The 26,045-nt window shown below is 44.7% G+C and carries 17 protein-coding genes; all 17 read left to right on the forward strand.

All coding sequences use genetic code 11. The features are described from left to right. The coding region (gene spoIID, locus AC6EJC_RS24795) for a stage II sporulation protein D (protein WP_498475315.1) at positions 1 to 989 on the forward strand (989 nt) is incomplete at its 5' end. 70 nt (positions 990 to 1,059) lie between these two features. Beyond that, positions 1,060 to 1,800 (forward strand): stage II sporulation protein SpoIIQ, encoded by a 741-nt coding sequence (spoIIQ, locus tag AC6EJC_RS24800; RefSeq protein ID WP_444956219.1) that lies wholly within the window; start codon positions 1,060 to 1,062, stop codon positions 1,798 to 1,800. A 202-nt stretch (positions 1,801 to 2,002) separates the two neighbouring features. Beyond that, on the forward strand, positions 2,003 to 2,290 hold the full coding sequence (gene spoIIID, locus AC6EJC_RS24805) for a sporulation transcriptional regulator SpoIIID (RefSeq protein ID WP_444956220.1): 288 nt from the start codon (positions 2,003 to 2,005) through the stop codon (positions 2,288 to 2,290). A 171-nt stretch (positions 2,291 to 2,461) separates the two neighbouring features. Further along, entirely contained in the window at positions 2,462 to 3,460 is a 999-nt protein-coding gene (locus tag AC6EJC_RS24810; protein WP_444956221.1) for a rod shape-determining protein, read from the forward strand. A 123-nt stretch (positions 3,461 to 3,583) separates the two neighbouring features. Next, complete coding sequence (locus AC6EJC_RS24815) at positions 3,584 to 4,468, forward strand: flagellar hook-basal body protein (protein WP_444956222.1); 885 nt, start codon at positions 3,584 to 3,586, stop codon at positions 4,466 to 4,468. Between the two features lie 13 nt (positions 4,469 to 4,481). Next, on the forward strand, positions 4,482 to 5,309 hold the full coding sequence (locus tag AC6EJC_RS24820) for a flagellar hook-basal body protein (RefSeq protein WP_444956223.1): 828 nt from the start codon (positions 4,482 to 4,484) through the stop codon (positions 5,307 to 5,309). A gap of 10 nt (positions 5,310 to 5,319) precedes the next feature. Then, positions 5,320 to 5,532 carry a DNA-directed RNA polymerase subunit beta gene (locus tag AC6EJC_RS24825; RefSeq protein ID WP_444956224.1) on the forward strand — a complete coding sequence of 71 codons (213 nt, stop codon included), beginning with the start codon at positions 5,320 to 5,322 and terminating at the stop codon, positions 5,530 to 5,532. 784 nt (positions 5,533 to 6,316) lie between these two features. Further along, positions 6,317 to 6,763, forward strand: coding sequence for a 3-hydroxyacyl-ACP dehydratase FabZ (gene fabZ / locus AC6EJC_RS24830; protein ID WP_444956226.1), 447 nt, complete (start codon positions 6,317 to 6,319; stop codon positions 6,761 to 6,763). 97 nt (positions 6,764 to 6,860) lie between these two features. Further along, positions 6,861 to 8,579 carry a phospho-sugar mutase gene (locus AC6EJC_RS24835; RefSeq protein WP_444956227.1) on the forward strand — a complete coding sequence of 573 codons (1,719 nt, stop codon included), beginning with the start codon at positions 6,861 to 6,863 and terminating at the stop codon, positions 8,577 to 8,579. 260 nt (positions 8,580 to 8,839) lie between these two features. Continuing rightward, a complete protein-coding gene (locus AC6EJC_RS24840) occupies positions 8,840 to 10,855 on the forward strand; it encodes a DUF5693 family protein (protein ID WP_444956228.1) in 2,016 nt (671 codons plus the stop codon). Then, positions 10,831 to 11,967: a polysaccharide pyruvyl transferase CsaB gene (csaB, locus tag AC6EJC_RS24845; protein WP_444956229.1), complete on the forward strand. Its 1,137-nt coding sequence runs from the start codon at positions 10,831 to 10,833 to the stop codon at positions 11,965 to 11,967. Before AC6EJC_RS24840 ends, csaB begins: the two co-directional genes overlap by 25 nt. Positions 11,968 to 11,975: 8 nt before the next feature. Further along, positions 11,976 to 12,737, forward strand: a complete 762-nt coding sequence (locus AC6EJC_RS24850) for a WecB/TagA/CpsF family glycosyltransferase (RefSeq protein ID WP_444956230.1) — start codon at positions 11,976 to 11,978, stop codon at positions 12,735 to 12,737. Between the two features lie 137 nt (positions 12,738 to 12,874). After that, positions 12,875 to 14,005: a glycosyltransferase family 4 protein gene (locus AC6EJC_RS24855; RefSeq protein WP_444956231.1), complete on the forward strand. Its 1,131-nt coding sequence runs from the start codon at positions 12,875 to 12,877 to the stop codon at positions 14,003 to 14,005. Positions 14,006 to 14,195: 190 nt separating this feature from the next. Then, entirely contained in the window at positions 14,196 to 18,215 is a 4,020-nt protein-coding gene (locus AC6EJC_RS24860; RefSeq protein ID WP_444956232.1) for an S-layer homology domain-containing protein, read from the forward strand. Positions 18,216 to 18,568: 353 nt separating this feature from the next. Further along, positions 18,569 to 21,706 (forward strand): efflux RND transporter permease subunit, encoded by a 3,138-nt coding sequence (locus tag AC6EJC_RS24865; RefSeq protein WP_444956233.1) that lies wholly within the window; start codon positions 18,569 to 18,571, stop codon positions 21,704 to 21,706. A gap of 19 nt (positions 21,707 to 21,725) precedes the next feature. Next, entirely contained in the window at positions 21,726 to 23,072 is a 1,347-nt protein-coding gene (locus AC6EJC_RS24870; protein ID WP_444956234.1) for an efflux RND transporter periplasmic adaptor subunit, read from the forward strand. Between the two features lie 542 nt (positions 23,073 to 23,614). Continuing rightward, on the forward strand, positions 23,615 to 25,978 hold the full coding sequence (locus AC6EJC_RS24875; protein ID WP_444956235.1) for a copper amine oxidase N-terminal domain-containing protein: 2,364 nt from the start codon (positions 23,615 to 23,617) through the stop codon (positions 25,976 to 25,978). Positions 25,979 to 26,045 lie beyond the last annotated feature (67 nt).

Below are 26,045 nucleotides of genomic sequence, written 5' to 3' on the forward strand. Positions count from 1 at the left end.
CACCGGCGGTGCCTGGCGCGACTGCAAAGGGCGAGACGCCCGTCACGCGTCTGCCAGGCGTCCCGCCCATACCGGCTGTGCCCGCTGCTCCAGCGCGCAGCGTCCCTGCAGCGGCAGAGCCGGACGTGCGTGTGTACGTCACGTCCACCGGTCGCACGGAGACGCTACCGCTGGAGCAATACATTGTCGGCGTAGTAGCCGCCGAAATGCCGCCCAGTTTCGAGGATGAGGCGCTGAAAGCACAGGCCATTGCCGCGCGTACCTTCATTGCCCGGCGTTTGCTGGCAGACGACACTAGCGGCGCTCCGGCGGGAGCAGATGTGACGGATACCGTTAAACATCAGGCTTACATCTCCAAAGCTAAACTTACTAGAGAGTGGGGGCATTCTGGTAAATCAGCAGAACTAGCTAAAATTCAGAAGGCCGTACGCGACACCAAAGATACGATCATGGTATATGAGGGCAAACCCATTACGGCTTCCTTTTTTTCTACTAGCAACGGTTATACCGAAAATTCAGAGGATGTATGGGCAAAGGCAGTACCCTATTTACGAAGCGTATCAAGTCCATGGGACAAGCAGCTGGCCCCCCGTTATACAGAAACGGTCACACTGAGCCGTCAGAGTGTGTTCGATAGATTGGGATTGGGTCGTACTGCGATTGCTGCTTCTACTGGAGGAGGGAGTATGATGCCAGAGATTCGTATACTCTCCAAGACAGAAGGGCATCGCATCAAGAAGATTGAGGTGGGAGGCTCAGTCTTTACAGGACCGGAAATCCGTAACAAACTGGGGCTGCGTTCGGCTGAATTTACGTGGAAGGCCGAAGGGGACCGGATTGCTATAACAACCTATGGCTATGGTCATGGCGTCGGTATGAGTCAGTGGGGAGCCAATGGAATGGCCAAGGAAGGCCATACTGCCACTCAAATTCTCCTTCACTATTATACTGGCATTTCTTTTGCGCAAGCCTCTCGTATTCTAAGTTAGTAAATTTTTCGAAACTTTGAAGTATAAAAGAGTTGCACCCGGTAACACTGGTTACTGAGGTGATGAGCAAATGAGTGAACAAAATAAAAACCAGAACCAAAATCATGAAGAAACACCCAAAACCTTTCAGGGTGGAAGAGCTTCGCAGCCGTCTTCGTGGAAAAAGCTGTTGTCCAAAAGGTGGGCATACCCGGCAGCCTACATTGCCGCAGCAGCCATTATACTAACCTTAGTGTGGGTCTATCAGGATGCCAGCCAGAAGTCTTTCAAACCTGACCCAGCTAGTCCATCGGTACAAAGCACAAGCGCAGTGAATACCGATGTTAACGGACAACAGCCAGAAAGTGTGGAAGTTGTTGCCCAGTCGGAAAATATCGCATGGCCGGTAGCAGATGCTGGCGCAGTGCAGGTCGTAAAGCCGTTCTTTGACGAAAACGCGACAGCTGATGAGCAGGCGGCAGCTATGGTAGAGTACGATAAGACATTTACCGCTAACACCGGGATTGATCTTTCTCGGACCGACGATCAGGCGTTTGAAGTGAGAGCCGCCCTGAGTGGCAAAGTATCCCGTGTGGAAGAACATCCGCTGGTAGGTAATGTCGTAGAAATCACGCATGATAATAATCTCAAAACTGTGTACCAAAGCTTGAGCGATCTGAAAGTAAAAGAAGGCGATCAAGTGAAACAAAATGATGTGATTGCTTCAGCAGGTCGCAACGAGCTTGAAAAGGATTTGAAAACACATCTGCATTTTGAAGTGTATCAGGATGACAAGCCGGTGAATCCAGCAGGTCTGCTTCCTAAAAAATAAATTCGGTCATGGCCTTGCATGCAAAGTAGGGAATCCATATTCCCTGCTTTTTTTCTTGTGTAGTTTTTGTGCATAAGGTAAACATAAGTTGCTTTTGCCAAATAAATAGGCCTTCCGAAGCATGTCTTCCCGCCAAACCGCGAATATATAGGCACGCTCCTCATATAATGTACCAAACTATCCACAGTAGGGAGGCGGGAGCGTGCACGATTACATCAAGGAACGGACCATCAAAATCGGTCGCTGTATCGTGGAAACAAGGAATACGGTCCGTACGATTGCCAAGGAATTTGGTGTCTCCAAGAGCACGGTGCATAAAGATCTGACCGAACGGCTGCCTGAAATCAACCCGGATCTTGCCGATCAGGTGAAGCACATTCTCGAATACCATAAATCCATCCGCCATCTGCGGGGAGGGGAAGCGACAAAAATTAAGTACAAAAAAACGAATGGCAAACGAAGGGGAATTCTCGTTTCCGGTAAGTCTTAAAAATATATAGTGAATTGGCTGGCAAAGCCATTGAATCAACCCCCTGAAGTATGATATGTTAAAAGATGGTACAAGACGAAAAATGACATGTAATCGTAGGTTTATACATATATTTGCCGCTTCTTGTCGAATCTTAGCTTTTTAAAATATCACTTTGGGGGCCTTTTTAATATGTTCAGTAATGATATCGGTATCGATCTCGGTACGGCCAACGTGCTTATTCACGTCAAAGGGAAGGGGGTTGTTCTTGACGAACCTTCCGTTGTTGCGATAGAAAGCGATACAAAAAGAGTTCTGGCTGTTGGAGAGGAAGCGCGCCGTATGGTGGGACGTACTCCTGGTAATATCATAGCCATCCGCCCATTGCGTGATGGTGTCATCGCCGATTTTGAAGTGACGGAAGCGATGTTAAAGTATTTTATCAATCGGGTAGGGGGAAAAAGCTGGTACAGCCACCCTCGTATTCTGATTTGTGCGCCGACGAACATTACCTCAGTGGAGCAAAAAGCGATTCGTGAAGCGGCGGAGCGTAGCGGGGCCAAGGAAGTATTTTTGGAAGAAGAGCCAAAAGCGGCTGCCATCGGGGCAGGAATGGATATATTTGAGCCTAGCGGCAACATGGTAGTAGATATTGGTGGCGGGACCACAGACGTTGCAGTCCTCTCTATGGGTGATGTCGTAACGGCTTCTTCAATTAAAATGGCAGGGGACAAATTTGATACAGCCATCATGAAATATGTAAAAACGAAGTACAAGCTTCTGATCGGGGAACGTACGGCTGAGGATATCAAGATTGCTATCGGAACCGTGCATCCGAGCGGACGGCGTGCAGAGATGGACATCCGTGGACGGGATATGGTAACCGGATTGCCCAAGACGTTAAGTATTTCTGCGGATGAAGTGCAGGATGCGCTTAGAGATCCCGTGTCAGCGATTGTTGCTGCGGCCAAGTTTGTATTGGAGCAGACCCCACCGGAACTGTCAGCTGACATTATTGACCGTGGTGTCATTCTGACTGGCGGCGGTGCCTTGCTTAGCGGATTGGACGAGCTGCTTGCTGAAGAACTGCGTGTTCCGGTACTGGTTGCCGAAGATCCGATGCATTGTGTTGTTAAAGGTACAGGAATTATGCTGGATAATTTGGATCATGTGGTTAAGAAAAAGTTCTAATCTGCCGATAGTGTCTATAAGAGACTCGTTTGCGGTCAGGCAGGTTGCCTAGCATTTTGGTTTTCGTGCCTCCGCGCGAGCATATGATTGATTAGCAGAGTATAGGATTGGGGTGCACGATACATGTTGAGAGGTTTATATACTGCGGCCGCCGGATTGATGACACAACAACGACGCCATGACACCGTGACGCAAAATATTGCTAATATGAATACGACGGGATACAAGCAGGAGAACAGCGTTCAGCGCTCTTTCCCCGAAATGCTTATTTCCATGACGGGTGGTAACCCTGATAACCCGGACCGTACGGTCGGCAAGCTCAATACTGGCGTTTTTGCTGAGGAAAGCCTCTCCCCTTACATTCAGGGGGCATTGAAGGACAGTGGACAAGCAACTGATTTTGCAATACAGTCCAATATCAATGTGAACGACCCGGCGACTGGCCAACCTATGGCTTTTGATCAGGCGGGGAAATTCATCAATGCTAACGGTGAAGTCACCTATCGTCCAGAAGCGTTTTTTACGGTGCGGGACAATAATGGCAATGTGCGCTATACACGTGATGGACATTTTCAAGTAAATGGAGTGGGAGCATTGCTTTCGTCGACTGGCTCGGCAGTGCTGGATACGAATGGAAAACCGATTCGATTGACGGGGGCTGTCTCAGCGCTTAAAGTAAATGAACGGGGCGAATTGGTAGATAGCAAGTCCAACCAGACGTTGGGGACTACGCTCGGGATTAGTGTCATTGATCGTCCGTACCAGCTCGTTCGTGAGGGCAATGGGAATTTCCGCCTGAATGATACAGACGGTGCTACAGCCAGAATGATGACCGCTAACGATGTTGTGTCTGTTCGTCAGGGTTATCTGGAAGTATCTAATGTAGATGCTTCACAGTCGATGGTGGATATGATGGCTGCGTTAAGAGCGTATGAAGCGAATCAGAAGGTTATTCAATTTTATGATAAAAGCTTGGACAAGGCCGTTAATGAAGTAGGCCGTGTATAACAGGGGGTAAGTGATGAACAACTCCATGATTGGCGCAATGGTATCTATGGCCAGTGTGCAGCAGCGTTTGGATTTGATTGCCGATAATATCGCCAATGTCAATACGGTTGGTTATAAGAGTAAACAGGGTTCCTTTGAAGATGTATTGGCCAATGTGCAGCAACAGCCTTCAACGTATCTCCAAAATGGACGGGCGATGCCGCTCGGCTATAATTTGGGCTACGGAGTTAAAACGGCCACAATTATGAAAAATATGGAGCAAGGTCCGCTCAAGGAGACGGGACTTCCTACTGATCTGGCGATCCAGGGTAATGCCTTGTTTGAAGTTCAGGGAAATGGGCAAAAAGCTTGGACCCGTGACGGTAGCTTTCATTTTATTCCTGATCCGAATGATAGCGCGACGATGATGTTGACCACTGCCGAAGGTTATTCCGTGCTGGATAACAATGATGTTCCTGTAACCGCGCCAGCGGGTTCCAAGGTAGCTATTAACTCGGATGGCGAATTGCTGATTCGTGCTAATGGAACTGGCGATCCGACAGTTGGTCAGCGAATCAAGCTAATGGATGTACAGCGTCCAGAAGGGCTGCAACAGCGGGATGATAACCTGTTCGTATTAGCGAATGGAGTAACAGAGGCAAATGTATTCGGAGCTGCAGGTGTGGCAGGTGCTGTTCCAGCAGACGTATCTGTGCGTTCCGGTTATCTGGAGGAGTCTAATGTGGATTTAGCGGGCGAAATGACGGATATGATGCAAGTTCAGCGGATGTATCAAATGGCGGCACGGGCATTAACTTCTAGCGATACGATGATGAACCTGGCCAACAATCTGAGGGCTTAAGGATTTGGTGATGAAAGAAGAACAATCCGATTCCCGTCCGGTGCCTGAAATGACTAAGTCCCGCTGGCGTACTGCTCGTTATTTCGTAGTTCCGTTGCTGCTCCTGTTCTCGCTGTTAGGCGGCTTAATTGCAGGATATGTAATTGTAGGTAAGCAAGGGCTGGCAGGCGTATTTGAATGGAAAACCTGGCAGCATGTCATTGATCTTATATTTGCGCCTTAAGTTTACTTTAAAAGAGTGAGGTGGCGGGAAAAGACCGCTCCGCTGGCTACCCGCCATCAGGGCCCACTCTTGTTAAGGTAAATCAACCCCGCAATTTGTGTGGGTAGTATATAAAATAACAAAACCCTGTGCCAGCGGCACAGGGTTTTGTTGTGCCTTTAACGACAGGAGCCTTCAAACGTAGCGCGGACAGCTTGCAGCCAATGAAGGCAATCGCAGAGGCCTTCGGTTTGTTTCGCCCTTCACGACAAGCGAGCATTATTGAAGCGAGCTTTCTTTTTGAGCCAAAAGTAACTCGGCGGAGGGGATGGAATCGTTCTGAAGAAGCGATAGCGTTCGCCTTTAACCTCGGATTTTACCCTTGAATTCTTATACATTGAAAAAAATCCGAGGTTAACAGCGATCGGAAGAATGATCCATTCCCGTAGCCCGTCCTCCTTGACTCAAATTGAAACTTCGATTCACCCCCATAATAGGAGCAACCAATATGGTACTTCCGCGTAATTTTCTTTTTGCATCTGATAACTGTATAATGATGGGGAAGTTTATAACACTGCGGGGTAAAACCAAGCACGGGCAAAAGGGCTTCTTCGCGCCTCAGGTTGCGTAACCGGCGGAAAAAGCCCCTTATCTCAACCTTCACTTCTGCAGTAAGTGAAGGATATCTAACATTGTTGCCGTCATGAGCTGTTTTTATGCAGCGCAGGCGGGGTAATATTATGCTTGCAGCAACTCATGACTGATACAGAGTCGAACCTGCAAGCGGAAGGAGTTATTAAGATAAATGGACAAATTACAATTGGATGTTAATCAAATTCAGGAGATTATTCCGCATCGACCGCCATTTTTGTTGGTGGACCGTATTATTGAACTGGAGGAAGGGAAAAGAGCAGTAGGCATTAAAAATGTAACGATGACTGAGCCTCATTTCATTGGACATTTTCCGGGATATCCCGTTATGCCTGGTGTGCTGATCACTGAAGCACTGGCGCAAGTTGGGGCTGTCGCATTACTGCACCTAGAGAAAAATCGCGGCAAAATCGGCTTCTTGGCAGGGCTGGATGGTTTCCGTTTCCGTGGACAGGTGGTTCCTGGGGATACGCTGACACTTGAAGTGGAAATTACCCGTTCCAAAGGCTCATTTGGCAAAGGGAAAGCTACGGCTAAAGTAGGCGATACGGTAGTAGCTGAGGGCGAAATCATGTTTGCTTTATCAGACCCTCCCCAATAAATAAGCTCTGCCGACATAAGCACGACGTCTGAACCGAGTGCATGTGTACATAGAAATCCTGTTTTGACAACCCAAAAATGGAGAGGGGAAATTCCGTATGACGCAGTTGAGTAAAAAAGCATTAGAAGGCATTGAGAGCTGGCTGCAAGACCCTTATATTGATGAAGAAACCAAACAGGAGTTGCGCGCATTGGAAGGCAACGAGCAGGAGCTGGAGGATCGCTTTTACAAAGAGCTGGAATTCGGTACAGGCGGTCTGCGTGGAGTGATCGGAGCAGGTAGTAACCGGATGAACCGTTACGTCATTGGACGTGCCACTCAAGGGCTGGCTCGCTATATTTTAGAGCAGCATGCTGGTAAAGAAGGCAAGCCTTCGGTTGTCATTGCACATGATTCGCGTCATTTTTCGCCAGAGTTTGCTCTGGATGCAGCTTTGGTGCTGGCGGGCAATGGTATCGTAGCTAAGTTGTTCCCATCCTTGCGTCCGACGCCACAGCTTTCGTTTAGCGTACGTCATTTGGGAGCCAGTGGAGGGATTGTTGTAACAGCGAGTCACAATCCTCCTGAATATAATGGATACAAGGTATATAACAATGAAGGTGGTCAGCTTGTTCCTGATCAGGCTGAACAGGTGATTGGTTATATCCGTGAGGTTCCTTCTTTTGCTGACATTCACCGTCTGACACGTGAAAAAGCAGAGGCTCAGGGACTATTGGTTTGGCTTGGAGAAGAGGAAGATGAAGCGTTTGTAGATACGGTAGCCAGTGTGAGTGTGAACCGGGAACTGATTGCAACTGGACCAGGTAAAAACTTCAAGGTTGTGTTTACACCTCTCCATGGCACTGGAAATGTACCGGTTCGTCGTGTGCTGGAGAAAATCGGTTTTGAGCAGGTACATATTGTTCCTGAGCAAGAGCTGCCGGATGCTGAATTTTCCACCGTCAAGTCGCCAAACCCGGAAGAACGTGATGCATTTAAGCTGGCAATTGCGCTGGGTGAGAAAATTGGTGCGGATCTGTTGATCGGAACAGACCCTGATGCTGACCGTATGGGTGCGGTTGTGAAAAACCGTGATGGTGAATATGTGGTATTGTCCGGTAATCAGTCTGGCGCGATCATGGTTTACTACTTGTTGAATCAGCTGAAAGAAACAGGCAAGCTTCCGAATAACGGGGCGGTTATCAAAACCATCGTAACCAGCGAAATGGGCGCAGTCATTGCCGAACATTTTGGAGCAACCGTGTTTAACACGCTAACTGGCTTCAAGTATATTGGCGAGAAAATGAACCAGTTTGACCAAACTGGAGATTATACCTACCTGTTCGGTTATGAAGAGAGCTACGGCTACTTGGCAGGCAATTACGCTCGCGATAAGGATGCTGTCTTGGCGGCTATGCTGATCGCTGAAGCTGCTGCTTATTACAGTACCCAAGGTAAGACGCTGTATGATGTTTTACAGGAGCTGTACGAGCAGTTTGGCTACTTCCTTGAGAGGCTGGAGTCTCGTACACTCAAGGGTAAGGATGGAGTGGCGCAAATTCAGGGCAAAATGACGGATTGGCGCAGCAACGCGCCCCAAGAGATTGCAGGCGTGAAGGTAGGCAAGGTACTGGACTACTCGCAAGGCCTGGACGGACTCCCACATGAAAATGTACTCAAATTTTTACTGGAGGATGGTTCGTGGTTCTGCCTGCGTCCTTCGGGCACAGAGCCAAAAATCAAAGTATACTTTGCGGTACGCGGTTCCTCGCTGTCAGATGCGGAGCAAAGAATCAGCCACCTGGTCGATGCTGTTATGGCTCGCGTAGACGCTTGAGAAAAATCCCTTTATAATAGAATAGGTTAAGGTAATTGGATATGAAATAAGTAATCGGTGACCTCTCACGGCAAAGGGCAGTACGCCGTGGAGGTCATTTCTGTATTGCAGAATAATCTGGAAGAGGCTTTGGGAAAATAGGCTTATTCCGGGAACGGAGGATTTTGCAAAATTCAATGAGTGACCTACCAAAAGGCTGAGTATGGCAAGGTGGGCAGCATTGAATTTTGCAAAATCCTGAATATTAAGGAGGTTCTTTGGTGTATCAGAAATGGCAGTATTGGAATACGGCTTCTCGAAAATGGTTATGGATTCTGGTGACTGTCGGCTTGCTGGCTTCCATTCCAGTCATCGCCGATCGTGTGAAGACAGAATCCTCGAGTAAAAAAGTAGAGATTGTATTCGATTATCGGGATTTGACGGAGGCAGCTTCATATCAGGCTCACCCGCAGGATTATCTGAATGAGCAGCTTGACCGCCTAAAGCAGGCGGGTGTGAACAGCATGGCAATGTATGAAAGTACGCTGGATGATTTCCGTAAAGCGGGCCGCGTCGTAACCTATACGACTCAGAACGTTGCTGATATGGAAAAACGTCTTTCACCTGCAAATGAGAATTTTACGTACGTTGTTTTTGCTGATAAAGAAAATGCCGAGGCACTAAAGCCATTAATTTTACGTACGTTTACAAGCTTGGGCATCAACGTAAAGCCTTGGAGTTATCAGGGGCAGGAAGGGTTAGTTGTGGAAACATCTCCAGAGGATGCGTATCTCAAGCCCATGCAGCCTGACCCGATTGCCATGAAGCAGCTTCGGAGCAAAGGATTTTTTATTGTTCCACGGATGAGTGACAGTCTTCCTTACAACCAGGATTTGACGGAAGAAATGCTGGCTTCCTTCCAGCAGAATGGTGTGAAACGCATTTTGTTTGAAGGTGATTCAGTCAAAGGCTTCACGGATAACGAGAAAGAGCATAGCCTCGCGGCATTTGCTAAATTGCTGAACAAATACGATATTGGCCTAGCTGCTATCGAAAACTTAAAAAAACCGCAAGCAGGCTTCAATAAGCTCGCTTACGATATACACTATAACGTTGTGCGTTTGTACTCACTGAGCGATAAAGATTCAACGCTCGATGTGGAGACGTTGGCCGATCGTTTTGCACTGGCCACCAAGGATCGTAATATTCGCATGTTGTATCTGAATACCGCACCTAGCCGCAGTATTGCCGAGGCCAAGGTAAAGGATTCGGTCGACAACCTGATCCATAGCTTGGACGAGCCGGGTAACGCTGTACAACGGATGGAGAAAAAGGGGTTTGAACTCGGACAAGCTGAACCGTTCCAAGTCGTCGATTCGTCAATTCAGCGCTATCTGAAGATGATCGTCGTACTGGGTGCGCTGGCATTCTTCTCCATCATGGTGTCCTATTTCGTCCCGGCATTGACCTTGCTGGCATTTGCACTCGGTTTGGTAGGTTCAGCAGGTCTTTATGTTCTGAACTCCAGCTTGATGGAGCAAGGCTTGGCTCTGCTGGCAGCGATTAGCGGACCTACGGTTGCAATGGTCATTGCTGTGCGTACGATTAGAATTAAACGTGAACAAGAGTCTGAACTTTCTGTAGGTCAGCGTTTAATTCAAACGCTTATACTGTACGTACGGACAGCGATCTTGTCGTTGGCTGCGGTGCCCTTCGTTATTGCGCTGTTGAACAGTATTGCCTACAGCCTTGTGCTGAACCAATTTAGAGGTGTAAGTTTGCTTCACATTCTGCCGATCTTCTTGGCAGCGATATATATTTTCTTTTATCGTGGCGTTTCTATACGCGAGGAAATTTCCAAGCTGCTACGTACGCCGATTACTGTATTGTGGATTATCGCACTGGCTGTTATCGGAGCTGCAGGTTATTACTATTTGACTCGTACCGGAAATGCGGGTACGGTGTCGAACACGGAGCTGGTTTTCCGAAATTTCCTTGAGAATGCGTTTGGTGTACGTCCGCGCAATAAGGAATTCTTGATGGCTCACCCACTGTTTATTGCAGGGGCATTCCTGGCTTTGAAATACCGCAAAGCAATCTATTTGCTCATTATAGCTGCTATTGGTCAAGCCTCTATGGTGGATACCTTTGCTCACATTCATTCTCCAGCGGCACTCTCGCTTAGTCGTGGGCTGTTAGGATTGGGACTGGGTCTGGTGCTGGGAATCATCGCAATTGTCGTGTGGCAAGTGCTGGAAGGGTGTTGGAAGAAATGGTCACCACAGCTCAAACGATAATAATCTCGGGCTATTACGGCTTCCACAATAGTGGAGATGAGGCGGTGCTCAAGTCGATTTTGACAGCTTTAGAGGAGGAGAGCCGTCAGGCGGGGATTACGGTCAAGCCTGTTGTTCTGTCTTCAGACCCCGCTTGGACACAGAAAATGTACGGAGTAGAAGCTGTACCGCGTATGAGTCTGGGGGAAGTTCAGAGAGCGATTAAAAACAGCGATGGACTAATTAGTGGCGGCGGAAGTCTGCTCCAGGATGCAACAAGCCCTAAAAGCATTCCGTATTATCTGGCGATTCTGAAACTGGCTCAATGGGCTGGAAAGCCGACGTTTGTATATGCTCAGGGCATTGGCCCGGTACAACGGAAGATATTTTATCCTATGATCCGGTCTGTGTTTCAGCGCTGTGAATATGTCTCTGTAAGAGATGAACAATCTGCCGCACTACTGGGTACCATGAAACTGAAGCGCCCGGTTGTCGAAGTTGTTCCTGATCCGGTAATGGGGCTTCCATTGCCCTCCGGTTCCGAGCTGCATAAAGCAGCAACTAAGAGCGATAAGGATAAACTTCCGATCGTGGGCGTGTCTGTACGTTACTGGGATAAAGAACATCGCGATTTAACGGCTATCGCGGACGGCTTAAAAAGATTAGCTGCTGAGCGCCGCGTACACTTGCGCTTTTTACCTTTCCATTTGCCTGATGACGAGCAGGCTTCAAGGATGGTTATGGATTTGTTGGGGGATATTAGGGAAACGGGAAGCCTTGTCAGCATGTGCGATCAAGTCACCGATCCTCAACAGATGCTTTTGGAAGTCAGCCGTTGCAGTTTGATGATCGGGATGCGGCTACACAGCTTGATCTATGCAGCATCCCATCAGGTGCCCCCGTTGGGGATATCTTACGATCCCAAAATTGATCATTTCCTCAGTCGTGTCGGTAGCCAGCCTGTAGGCACTACAGAAGCTTTGGATGGACAAAAGCTGGCTACTGAGTCTATGCAGCTGCTGGATCAGCGAAGTCAATGGATCGAGAGCCAGGGAGCGGCAATTGCTTTGTTAAAAAGCGAGGCTCGCTTACCGGCACAGCATATCGTTAATTACTTGTGTCGCAAAGGATGATGGATACAGTGACAGTTGATAAGGTTACGAATGTGCCTACCGTCCCGATTTTCGGTGTTCAGGTATCAAGGCTTAATATGAAAGATACATTAAATGTATTAATTCAAGCGGTGGAGTCTCGGCGGCCCCATCAAGTGATCACTGCCAATCCGATAATGGTAATGGCTGCATTGGAAGATCCAGTGTATATGAACGTGATGAAACAGGCAGAGTTGATTGTTCCGGATGGGACTGGCGTGGTCTGGGCCGCAAATTATGTAGGGCATCCTGTACCTGAGCGAGTAGCGGGCTTTGACTTGTTACATGAATTGCTTGCAGCTGGAGAAAACTATCATTGGAAAGTTTATTTACTCGGATCAACATCTGAGGTGATTCAAGCGACCGCACAGCGGGTACATGAGCTTTATCCTGGAATTACGGTTTGTGGCAAGCGTGATGGTTTTTTTGGACCTAAAGAGGACGAAGCGGTGATTGCAGCCATTCGTGAAGCGAATCCTGATTTGTTGTTTGTAGCACGTGGAGCAGACACACAGGAACCCTGGATTGGTAAATATAAGGGACAATTGAGCGTGCCGGTGATGATGGGGGTTGGCGGTAGCTTTGATATCATTTCTGGTAAAATGAAAAGAGCACCTAAATTGTTCCAAAAGCTTAGAGCCGAGTGGCTTTATAGGCTAATCAAAGAGCCAAGCCGTTACAAAAGAATGCTTGCGCTGCCGAAATTCGCCGTGAAAGTGATGCGTGAAAAAGAAAACGTCACAAAAGTGTGATAAATAGCTTGAATCTGCCTTCAAAACCCGCTAATTTGCCAGAATATGAGGCTTGGTATTTATTTTTGATCAGAGTATAATTCAATGCGGTTACATCTGAAAAGGGATTGCTTTAAAATTGGGGGTCGAATGATCAAATGTTATTGATCTATATTATTGGTTTCATCATGGCACTGGGACTTGCGCTGTTACTGACACCGCTCGTCAAGAAATTCGCTGTGAAGGTTGGAGCCGTCGATGTGCCGAATGCCCGAAAAGTACATACCCGAATTATGCCGCGTCTTGGCGGACTGGGGATTTTCTTGGCATTTCTGTTATCCTTATTGGCGATGTTACCTTTTGTGCCTGACGGAATGCTGTCCTCGCGGGATATTAACTTTATCGCAGCCTTTCTGATTGGTGGTACACTGATTACACTGATTGGTGCTCTCGATGATCGTTTCGATCTCAATGCAAAACTGAAATTTTTGGCTCAAATTGCCGTTGCGTGTATGGTCGTGTTTGCTTTTGATATTCGTGTGGATTTTGTAAATGTACCTTTTCAGGATGCATACTCGTCTTTGGAAAGCTGGATTTCCATTCCGCTTACGATTTTCTGGATCGTAGGTGTAACGAATGCCATCAATTTGATTGACGGTCTGGATGGACTGGCTGCGGGTGTCTCAGGAATTGCGATTGGAACTATCTTTGTAATGTCGGTACTGATGGGCAATTACATGGTAGCCATGCTTTGCCTTGTGCTGCTGGGCAGCATTATCGGATTTTTATTTTTCAATTTTCATCCTGCGAAAATATTCATGGGTGATACAGGGTCATTATTCTTAGGTTTCTGTCTGGCCATGCTATCCATGCTTGGTTTCAAGCAAATTGCTATCGTATCTTTTATTACGCCATTGATTATTATCGGTGTACCTTTGTCAGATACATTCTTTGCTATCATTCGTCGCAAGTTGCAGAAAAAACCGATTTTCTCACCGGATAAAGGTCATTTGCATCACTGCTTACGCGAACTAGGTTTCAGTCACAGACAGACGGTGTTGATTATCTACGGTATTGCTGCATTTTTCGGTATATTAGCCGTGATTCAATCGTCTGCTGCGCTTAATGAAGCGAACTGGGTCACCTTTGTCGTGATATGTATTATGATGTTCTTCCTACAGATTGGTGCAGAGGTTATTGGCCTCGTTGGCAAAACCAAACGCCCAGTTATTAACACACTGATTCGGTTGTTGGCTAAGCCAGATTCCCAGACGCGGTCGAAATTATAATTTTATTTTAAAAGTAAGCCTTCAAACTTAGCGGTATACCGCGGGTTTGAGGGCTTTTTTGTTGATTGCTGTAAAAAAACTCCCTCCTTTTTTGAGAATTTACTAATTTTTTGTATGTTTACTACCGATAAAAAAAGTATTGAATGATTACGTACCCCAAGGTGCGACAGAATTAAAGGAGGACAATGATTTGAAACGATTGCTATCCATGTTGCTGACGGTTGGTCTCATCATTGGCTTGGTGCCGGCGGCCCTGGTAGGTACGGCTCATGCTGCGACAGGAACTTATTTCATTTTTCCAAATGAAAAATATGATGCGGATTCGGCCAGATCGGTAAACACCGACCGTATTACAGTTAACGGTACGATTAACGGAGTGAACGGAAGCACGATATCATATAGTGTATTCCAGCTTTCTAAAAATGGAACGACCCTTAACGTGGTGAATAAAAATGAGAGTCAAAAAGGCGGAATTACCGTCAATGGCTCTACACTTCAAGTTACAGACATTAAGCTGTTTCCAGGTTTGAACCGAATCACATTCCAAAGCAGCCAAAACTCGGCTGATATGAAGGATTCTATTTACGTAGAGTACCAGGATGGACCCAAGGTTTATGATCTGTCTGCTACGCTGAATGGTGAAACTGAGCAATTGGTAGAGAACCAAACAGCTGTGTTAACAGACGCTAAAAATAGCGGTTCGGATGACGTGAAAGTAGTCATTCAAGGTACGGCACCTAATGCTGACAGTGTAACGCTCACGTCTGCAAAAAGCAGTAACTCGTATAATGTCACCTCTTATACCGGCTATAAACTAACAGGTAGTGTTGTACTGAGTCCGGGTAAAAATATAGTGACTATTAAAGTGAATAACGGAACTCAGGCTCTTACAGTTACACGTGAAATTACGATTTATACGGGTAAACCGGAATTCTCTGATTTGACCTTGAACAAGGATGGGAATGTTTCTGCCGATCTGACCACTTCGCCTGACTTTACCGTATCGTCTACGAGTGGAGTTGTTTTGAATGGTAAGGTTTTGGTTCCAGGCGGTGCAACCGATCCGGGGGTAGCTACAATCAATGCACGCTTTACAGATGTAAGTAACAATGGCAGTGCAGTCGGTAGTGCGAGTGGGATTGATGCCACGATTGATACTGCTAATGTGGTTACATCAAATGGCTATAAGGTATATCCATTTCAGGTGACTGTACCTTCAGAGGCTGTAATTGATCATTTGACCAGAGCATCCCTGGGTATAACTTATACGGATAGCAGTACACCTCCAGCTCCATCGGCTGTCCAATTTACATTGCGCAGCAGTACTCAGCCGTATATTGATGATGTAAACTATCTTCCTGATTTTAACAACCAATTGTTAAGCAGAATTAATGGAAGCGGGTCTGATCAGGCAGCTGCCATAGATGAAGCTATGAAATTAACTGGAAGCTCTATGAAGAACAAGACTACAGATGCTCCATCTGTTCCTGTAGGTATGGAGTTCATCGTTGTTAACGGCGCACCTTCTTCAATCAGTGAACTTTCTGGTGTATCGGTTCATACTGTAGGGTCACCTCAAGATGTGATTCGGACAATCAATGGTAAGTCAACACAAGTGAAGAAAATCGTTGCTTATGTAGACACTTTGCCTAAAGAAGGACAAAACGCACTGAATTTTTACCTGAATGGTGACTCGACCAAGTTAATTAAAGCAACGGTGAATCTGTTGCAGGGTCCGTTCATGAAATACGATACGATTTATGATGGGCAACAAATTCCGTTGAACACATCCAGTTCTAACTTGAATACCTATAAACTGACTCAATTGGGCTACTTTAAAGGTAAATTGCTTGATGTGAGCAACGCAGCAGATATTCATTACACTGGAAGTAACCGAAATGTATTCTTGTATATTAATAATGTACTAGTTGATCTGGATGGCTCAGGAGCGGACTTTAAGCTTGCTGCTTCCTCGGAAACAGCCGCAGCCAATGCGCTGGCAAATGGGAATAATGAAATCAAGTTTGTGTACAAGCCAGGTATTGAGTATAGCAATACGGTAAAAGTAAACTTTACACAGACGAATATTCCAGTAATTCCGGTTCCAAATACACAAGGGATTATTCCTTTCACACCAGTTAGTGGCTTGAGCAGTGCACCTAAATATAGCGAAATTGCACCGAAAGCAAAAGATGCTAACTTCACTAAAGTAGATGATACTAATTACAATACATCCCTGAAAAATATCAATGTATTTGGTACTTTCAGTATTGCTGATTTGGGTAAAGCGGATCAGGTAAATGGCTCTTTGAGTGATATTGCGAATAAAGATCAATATATTTTGGAAATTAAGGGCTCGGACGGCAGTGAAGTTAACTGGACTCTAAGTAATGAGTTTTACTCAGCAGAAGATGCTAAGACAGCATACAACTCCGGTTCTACTACAGATAAATTTACAAGTAAAGATTTAAAGGACCTGCTTGTTTACTATCATCCGGACAAAAAGTATTTCAGCTTTGTGTTGAAAAACCAAACTATTTCGCAAGATGGAACACCAGTAGCCTATAACATTACTTTGTACAACAGTGGCAAGAGCGGACCATTTGCAACATTCCGATTGCAAGTATCTGGCCAATCCACATCTTTTGATATTTTGCGTCCGCTTCCTGAAAAGAGGATCGTGAATCAAAATTTTGTGGAAGTTGTTGTGAATGCAGGTAATGCAGATAGCGTTATGGTAGGTAAGGAAAAGGCAGTACAAGAGGGATTTGACTCTGATTATGATGGCAAAATTGATTATCCTTCAACTTATAAAGCCATCGTTACAGGTCTAAAAGCAAACAAAGATAATAAAATTGACGTAGTGGTTACAGTAGGCAAGGAAAAATTGAAACAAACTATTACTGTAAAATACGTGCCTACTAATATTCCAGGCGAACAGTACATGGAAGCAATGAAAACATCGCATAAAGTGTTTGATGGCAATCTTACACTTGCCTTTGCGAAGGGAACGAGTCTGATTCGCCGTGACTACGATCAACCGCAGCAATTCAAAAACCAGGTTTTCTCTGGTCATACATTGTACTTTGCGATAGCAAATAGCGAAGATGGTGTGGTGGACCGTCACGAATTTGAAACTGAAAAAGCACTGTCCGATATGCAGAGCTTGATTGCAGATGGAAGTAGATACTTCAACAGAGACTTCCCAAGTCGTTTTAACATGTCCAGTCCGGTATTCTGGATTGACCCGGGTACAGCAGATGATATCAAAACAGATGCTTACGATCCGGTAACTCATGGTGCCGATCCTTATCAATTGGCTAACAAGTCGCAAAATGACAGTAGTAAGATCAAAAACTTCTACTGGCGTGACCCGTCTAACGAATTAGTACCATCCAAGCGTGCTACATTAACCTTGACGTATGACAACAGTATTGCTCAGGATGCAGGGAAACAAATGACGGTGTTCTATTTTGATTCTGATCTTAAAGACTGGCAGAACATTGGTGGTGTGGTGGATCCGAAGAAACATACCATTAAAGTACCGTTTGATCGTTTCGGCTACTATGTAGTCGCTAAGGTTGGAGAAACGTATAGTGATGTCATCAAGCACAAGTACGCTAGGGATTACATTGAGTCCATTCTGGCTAAAGGTGTCATGAACCCAATGGATCCAATTAATAGTTTTGGACCTGACAACTACATTAAAAGAGGCGAATTCACGTCGATGATCGTAAAAGGTCTGCAAATTCCGCTTAATTTCAGTGGAGCGAAGCATTTTGACGACGTGTCTATTCCAAATACGATATCAGCAGATGCGCTCTATGATTATCGTTATATTGAAACAGCTGCGCGTGCCGGTATTGTCAAGGGTTCGCAACCAAGAATCTTTATGCCGGAAGATGTAATCACACGTCAAGATGCAGCAGTTATTATCGCCAAGGCATTGAATTTGAAGCTGGAAACAGATCATGACAAGATCATGAAGAATCTGTCTAAAACCTTTAAAGATGCGGACAAAATTGATTACTATGCGCAAGCATCTGTGTTGGCTATTGCCAAGAAAGGCTTTATTACGGGTTCACCTATTGATGCAAGCGATCTGAAAAAAGGATATATGTTTAATCCTACATCCTTGACCTTGCGTGGAGATGCAGCCATTATTGTAGCTAAAGTTATGGCTGATAAAAAGCTGCTTCCTAAAATCTAATCATTTAAATACCTGAAATTATTAAACATCCCTCCATGCGAAATGGTAATTCCCTTTCATATACATGAGAGGGATGTTTTTTATAAATCAGCTATTTGACTGGGATTAAGGGCCTATGCCATAATATCAGTGGAAAGAAAACTTTGGGTAAGGCATTATGACGTTTTTTATTTTGGATTTACATTAAACGTATGTAATTAACTTCTTTTTTTTGAGTGTTTATCTCAAAATGTGTTTATTATTTTTTTATATGTTTTTTTTGCACATTTATCTGAAACTTTACGCCTATTTCATCGTAATAGAGGATGTGTGTGCTTAAATATTACATAGAGAAGTGAGTGGGGAGTGATGAGATGTCTCAGTTTTCAATACGCCGTCCTGTAACCGTATTTATGTTAATTATTGCTTTGCTAATCGGGGGCGGTATTTTTGCGTTAAGGCTTCCTGTCGAGCAGATGCCGGATATGAAGTTGCCTATCGCTGTGGTAGCGACCAGTATTCCGAACTCGACACCGACAGAAGTTGAGGAATTGGTGACCAAACCTATTGAAAAGAGTCTGGCTTCTATTGAGAATGTGGATACGATCCAGTCTGAGTCTTCAGAAGGATCATCTATGGTCATAATTCAATTTAATTGGGGAGTAGATATAAATCAAGCAACCCTCGACATGCGAGATAAAATTGATGGAGTTCGAGGGTCTCTTCCAAAGGCGGCAAATTCACCGCGCGTACTTAAATTGGATCTTAACGCAACGCCGGTTATTACACTCTCTTTTACAGGGGACCAGGATGTTAACAAGCTGAAGCCTATTGCTGAGGATATTATTCAGCCGCGGCTTGAAAGAATTGCGGGAGTAGCTTCAGTCAGCATGTCAGGCGGGCAAGAACGGCTTGTGAAGATTACTGTAGATCAAGCCAAGCTTCAAAGCTATGGTATTACGCTGGATCAAATCAGCCAAGCGCTATCGTCTAATAACGTAGCTGGTTCTGCTGGTTCAGTGTACCGAGGCAATACAGAAATCCAACTTCGGGTTCAGGGTGAATATAAAGCTGTTTCAGAAATGGGTGAAACGCCAATTCCAGTAGGGAAGGGGAGCGTTAAGCTAAAGGACATTGCGACTGTTGAAGATTCCTTGGATGATATTACAACCATTTCTACCTTTAATGGAAAGCCAAGTGTCAATATTTCTGTTACTAAAGCTACAGGGGGGAATACCCTTTCAATCGCCAATTCTGTGAAGGATAGTTTAGATTCGATACGGAAGGAATTGCCTCAGGGAACTCAATTAGAGATGGTAACAGATGCTTCCAAACCGATTAGCGACTCCGTACACTCACTAGTAGAGCATGCTATATTGGGGCTTATTATCGCAGCCATTGTATTGCTTTTATTTTTGAATAGTATACGTTCTACCATTATTGCTGCTATCGTTATTCCAATTTCTTTCGTAGCTACGTTTATGATGATGTATTTCACCGGACAAACCATTAATGTTATTTCATTGAGCGGTTTGCTGCTGGGGTTAGGATCCTTTGTCGACTTTGCCGTTGTTATTATTGAGAATATTTTTAGGCAGCGACATGAAGGGAAAAGCATGCTACAAGGGGCTATTGATGGCTCCAAGCAGGTGGGTAATGCCGTTATGGCGTCTGCACTTGCACAGATCGTAGTATTTTTGCCAGTTGTTTTTGTTGATGGAATTGCGGGAGTTCTATTTAAACCGCTAGCGTTAACTGTTATTTTTTCCCATATTGCAGCCTTGTTTGTATCGCTTCTGATTGTACCAATGCTCGGCTCACGTTGGTTACCTACCATACCGGATGAATCCATATACTCTTCAGGTACTTATAAAGGTATTAACCCTATTGTATGGTTTAATATCGGTTTCGAGAAATTTAAGGGTGGGTATCGACGTATACTGAAGTGGGGAATTAACCATAGAAAATCTGTATTAATCATTACTTTATTAATGTTTGTAGCAGCAGGGGCTCTGGTTCCTTTGGTTAAGGCTGAATTTATCCCGGAATCCGATACTGGTGAATTCACAGTTAACGTGAAACTTCCTAATGGAACGGTCTTGGAAGAAACGGAAAAGGTTGTTCAAGATATAGAAAAAGAAATTTTGAAAGTTCCTGATCTGGATAAAATGACAGTAACGGTTGGTTCTGGTGGAAATTCGGCCTTTTCAGGTGCAACTCCAACCAATTCGGCGGATCTAAGCGTAACGCTGAAGGATGGACATCAGCCAACAGATGGTGTAGTTGAGGGCCTTCGTAAGAAATTTGATAGTATTCCGGATGCAGAGATTACACTGGCGTCTGCAACGGGCCTTTCGAGTGGAGCGGCTGTTAACATTAATCTAAAAGGTGACGATATTGACGTCCTGAGAGAACTCTCGGACAATCTCGTTGCGGACGTGAAAAAGATACCAGGTACAGTCAATGTGAAAAGTAGCTTGAGTGCCGTTCGCGAAGAATATGAGATTACCGTTAATCGTGAGCTTGCGAGTCGATATGGCTTATCAGCAACTCAAATCTTATCTGCAGTGAATACTTCTTTTAATGGATCAGTCGCCACAAGCTATCGTACAGGCGAAGATCAGATTGATGTGAAGATATCTTTACCAGAGCAAAATCGCCATGATTTGTCAAATCTTCAGGCCTTACGGATCACTACTTCACAAGGTATTGATGTGCCTTTGTCTTCAGTAGTAAGTATTGATAAACGGACTGTACCGGATACTGTTACTCGTGAAGACCAAACGCGTCAAGTGCAAATTACTGCTGACGTAGATGGAACAGGAGACATTCTTACTATTAATCAAAAAATAGATGTTCTTTTGAAAAACACTCATTTCCCTGAAGGTTATAGTGCAGATACAGGAGGCGGACAAAATGAGCAAATGCTGGAGTCCTTTACAAATCTGGCAATAGCTATACTGCTATCTGTTGTGCTCATTTATATGGTTATGGCAGGTCAGTTTGAATCTTTGCTTACGCCTTTTGTTATTATGTTTTCGGTTCCGCCTACATTAATAGGTGTGCTTATTGGCTTGGTTGTTACAGGAGCGAGTCTTAGCGTATCAGCTTTGACTGGTTATATCATGCTCGTTGGTTTGGTCGTCAACAATGCCATTGTTATGATTGACTTTATAATTCAGCTCCGAAAAGACGGCCAAGATCGGGATGAAGCTATTATTCATGGAGCGTCTGAGCGGTTGCGTCCGATTTTGATGACCACGCTGGCTACTGTACTAGCTTTGCTCCCAATGGCATTTGCTACAGGCAGTGGTAACGAGACACAAGCACCGATGGCAGTTGTTGTTGTGTTCGGGTTATCCTTCGCAGCTGTTATTACATTGATTCTTATTCCGGTAGTCTACGTCATCATGGATAATATGATAGAAAAACGTAAGAATCGGAAATTAAAAAGACAAGCGAAGAGAGAATTAAAAAAAGAAGCGAAACTACAAAAAAGTGTTCATATATAAGGTGAGGTGGAGAAACATAATGAATAAAAAAAGTGCTCTGATTGCTACAACTTTGCTTTTATCAGTTGCATTAGCGGGTTGCGGTGGGGGGGAGGCCCCTGCCGCACCAACTACGGCGCAGCAAGCCATTCCGGTCCAAGTGGCCAAAGTGGCCAAAGGTAGTATTAACGATTCAACAGGTATTATTGGAAGCTTTGCTCCCAAAGAGACGGCTCAGGTGTCTCCGAAAATTAGTGGTAAGATTCAAAGTATTAATCTTACAGTGGGGCAAAAAGTAAGCAAAGGCGACACATTGTTTACTATAGATCAAAAGGATATACAGGACACGATTAAGCAATCCCAGGAGTCGTACCAGGTTGCCCTGGCCAATTTAAAGCAGGCAGAGTCAGGCGCAGCGCAATCGGTGCAGCAGGCAGAATCTAGCGTGGATCAAGCCAAAAGTGCGCTTGTCCAGCAAGACAACACCATCACTCAAGCACAGACCAGTCTGGTCGATGCTCAGAGTTCCGTGCGGGATGCTCAAAATACCCTTAATCGCAACCAACAGTTGTTTAGCGCGGGTGCTCTATCTCAATCCGAGTTAGAGCAGTCTCAAATAGCGCATAGAAGGGCTGTAACTGCGGTGGAGAATGCACAGATCACACTTCATAATGCGCAAACATCCAAGGAAAGTGCACAAACAACATATAATAATGCTCTAAAATCATTGCGTCTTGCACAACAGAAAACGGGCATAGACGTAGCACGAGCTTCTGTGAATCAGGCTAAATCCAGTTTAGACACAGCGCGTAGCCAACTGGTGGATGCTGTAGTCAAAGCTCCGATTTCCGGCACGATATCGGTAGTAACAGGAACCCAGGGGCAAATGGTTAGTGCACAATCCGCGGTTGCTACAATAGCGAATACTAATCCTATTATTGCTAAAGTCAACGTTTCTGAATCAGAGCTTTTTAAGTTGCAGGTAGGTTCATCTGTAACTGTAGGTGTGGACTCGTTAGATAAGCGAATTGAGGCCAAAGTATCGGCTGTCAATCCGGTAATGGATAATGATCTCAAGGCATATCCTGTCGAGATTTCAGTTCCTAATGGTTCTGGCGAATTAAAATCAGGTATGGTTGTAACTGTATATATGAAGTCAGAAGCTCCTAAAAACATTTTGGTATCGCAGGATGCCATTACGGAGCAGGCAGGGAAGAAGTATGCCTATGTAGTTGAAGGAACTGTTGCTAAGCGGGTAGAAGTGCAAACAGGCCAGGAAAGTGCCAAACAGGTTGAAGTAACTAAGGGGCTTGCTGAGGGGCAAAATGTCGTCGTTAAGGGAGTAAGTTTGCTTACGGATGGTGCGAAGATTAATGTAGTGAAATAATTTGTTCCGGTTATATTTACAGTAAATCACTGTTACTCCGTCATTACCTACTACTTAAAGTGTATTAGAGTATTAGATTTCAAGGGGATATATAGTCTTTATGTACTTTATATATTCTATGGATAATTCCTAACGAATATACTCCATTAAAGACTGACTTGGATGTGCGGGAATAATCCTTGTGCATTTAAGGCTGAGAAGGTAAAAGTTGTAGGATGACGGAGGAACAGGTTTAATAGTATAATTATGACTGTGGAAGGCGGAATACATAATCAAAAAAAATAAAATTTTTTTTGAAACTGACGCAACTTTTTGAACCCATGCTACGTCTAATTGGGTGAGTATGAAACAAAGGGGTACAAAAGCGTAAAGACAAAATTCGCTAAAAAAAATCTTTACTGCATTGTTATCACATTGTATAATACTGGAGTACGTCATAAATGGACGCTTTCTTTCAACTAGATTCCAAGCTTCTGTGATATTGTCACAGATATCATTTTATAAGGGTTCTCATAAAGCTCGGAAAGGAGGTGTAACGACTGATGAGTGACAAGATCCGACAAAAAGACAAAAATAATATTTCTGTTTATATTCAAGGAGGAGAAAAAAAGGTTATGACAAAGTTTAATAAAAAAATGATCAACGTGCTGGCAACAGCAACATTGGTTGCTGGTGTAGCAGCTCCAATCGCAGCATTGACTGCACCAACTGCAATCCATGCAGCTTCTAGCTACCAATCTCTGTTTACTCCTAGTATTAGCTCCAACCAACAAGACAATGCTCTTTTGGGTAGAGCGAAAGTGAGCATTAGCCAAGCTTCTATTTCTAAAGGCGCTTCCTTTACTGTTACTTTGCCTAAAGGTTTTGACTTTGGTAAATCTGGAGATCTTCAGGTTGGCCGTACTTATTCCGCTACTGACGCTACTTATGGTTTGGGTGTATATCTTGATCCACAAGATAACTCTGATTCGGACAACATTCCAGCTACTGGCTATAATGAAGCTACTGCACTGAAAGTTGAAAAATTGACTAGTAACTCTGCGAAAGTAACACTCGAATTTGATAACTCTAAAGATACTGCTGATGTATATCTGAACTTTGCCAACATCAATGTAAGTGGACCTAGCAATGGACCTGTAAAAGCTACAATTGATGCTTCTTCCGCAAGTGGTTTGACTAGCGGTGAAGTTACAATTGCAAACGTAGTATCTTCCGGTCAAGTATCTTTGTCTGCTGCGGATACCGTTTCTAATACAGACAATTTCACTGCAACGTTGAAAGTGAAAGAACAAACAGCAGGTTCTTTGGCTAATAATAATAACATCAAACTGAAATTGCCTAGCGGTTTTAAATGGAACGCTCCAGGAAGTGCTAGCATTCTCTTTGGTGATATCGCATCTGGTGATGTAGTTTCTAAAGTAGATGGTGATACTCTTACATTGTCTTTGAGCAAAGTAAGTACTAAAGAAACAACTCTTCAACTGCCTTTGAGCTTCTACGTTGATGATGAAACAAATGCTAAAGAAGGCGATGTTACAGCTAGCATCTCTGGTAACACAACTACTGATGTTAGTACTCTCGTAGTTGGTAACTATGGTCAAATCGGTGGGGGTGTTTCTGTAGCTACTCCAACGACAATCCTTGCTGGTCATGACGAGCAAAAAATCGGTGACATCGTAATTAAAGAAAAAGTTGCTGGTTCTTTCGTTAACAACCGTACTGTAACATTGCGTTTGCCTGAAGGTGCTCGTTGGCAGTCTACTTTCGAAAGTAACAATCCAGGAAGCAACTTTGCTGGATCTTTCGAAAACACTAACGGCTTGGGTGGAGCAGACGTATCTTACACAGATTCCGACAAACGTACTTTGAGATTGACTTTCAAAAACGTTAACAGCTCTAAAGATCCAGGTACTTTGAAACTGAAAAACGTTGAAGTTGCAACGCAACCAGGTTTCTCTGGCGATCTGAACGTTGAAGTTGCTGGTAGCCAAGGTCTGAGCGGTAATGTTAAGGTTGCTACTGTGAAACAAGCGGTTACTTTGGCTGCTGCTTCCAAACCAACCCTGACAATCGGTCTGGGCGATCAACAAGTTGGCGATATCACTATCACTGAAGCTGCTAAAGAAGCTTTCGTTAAGAAAGATGGTAGCCGTGAAGTAATCTTGGAATTGCCAACAGGCGTACGTTTTGCTTCTACTCCAGATGTAAAAGTTACAGCTGGTGACGTTAAAGTGAAGAGCGTATCTACTGATACTTACGGCGAAAGCAACAAAGGCCGTCTGAGCTTCTACATCGATAGCGAAAGTGCTACTCCAAGTACAATCACAATTTCGGCTCCTAAGCTGACTGTTGACCGTACTGTAGCTCAAGGCGACATCGTTGCTAAGCTGAAAGGTAGCGCAGTTTCTTACACTGCATACAAAGGCGCAACTGACAACACTCAAAACTGGAAAGACAACAACACTGCAGCTGCTGAAGTAGCAATCGCAACTGTTGGTACTCCAGCTCCAGGTGCTACTAAAACTAAAGCTGTCTTCACACTGGGAAGCACTTCTTACACTGTGAACGGCGAAAGTAAAACAGCTGATGTAGCTGCTTATGCTGAAAACGGACGCACTTACTTGCCAGTACGTTATGCAGCTGAAGCTTTGGGTGTATCCCCACAAAACATCCTGTTTGACAAAGCAACTTCCACAGTTACCCTGATTAAAGGTGACCGCGTTGCTCAAATCAAACTGAACACTAACCTGTTGACTATTAACGGTTCTGTGGTTCGTATGGACGTTAAAGCTGTAACTAACAAAAACCGTACTGTACTGCCTATCTTCTGGGTGAGCAGAGCGCTGGATGCATCCATCAACTATGATGCAACTGCAAAAACAGTTACTGTTGAAAACAACAACTAATTTAAGAGCAACTCTTTTGAGTTAACTGAATTAGATGAGAAGAGGGTTCCTTTTGGAGCCCTTTTCT

Source organism: Paenibacillus sp. TY11 (assembly GCF_059772165.1).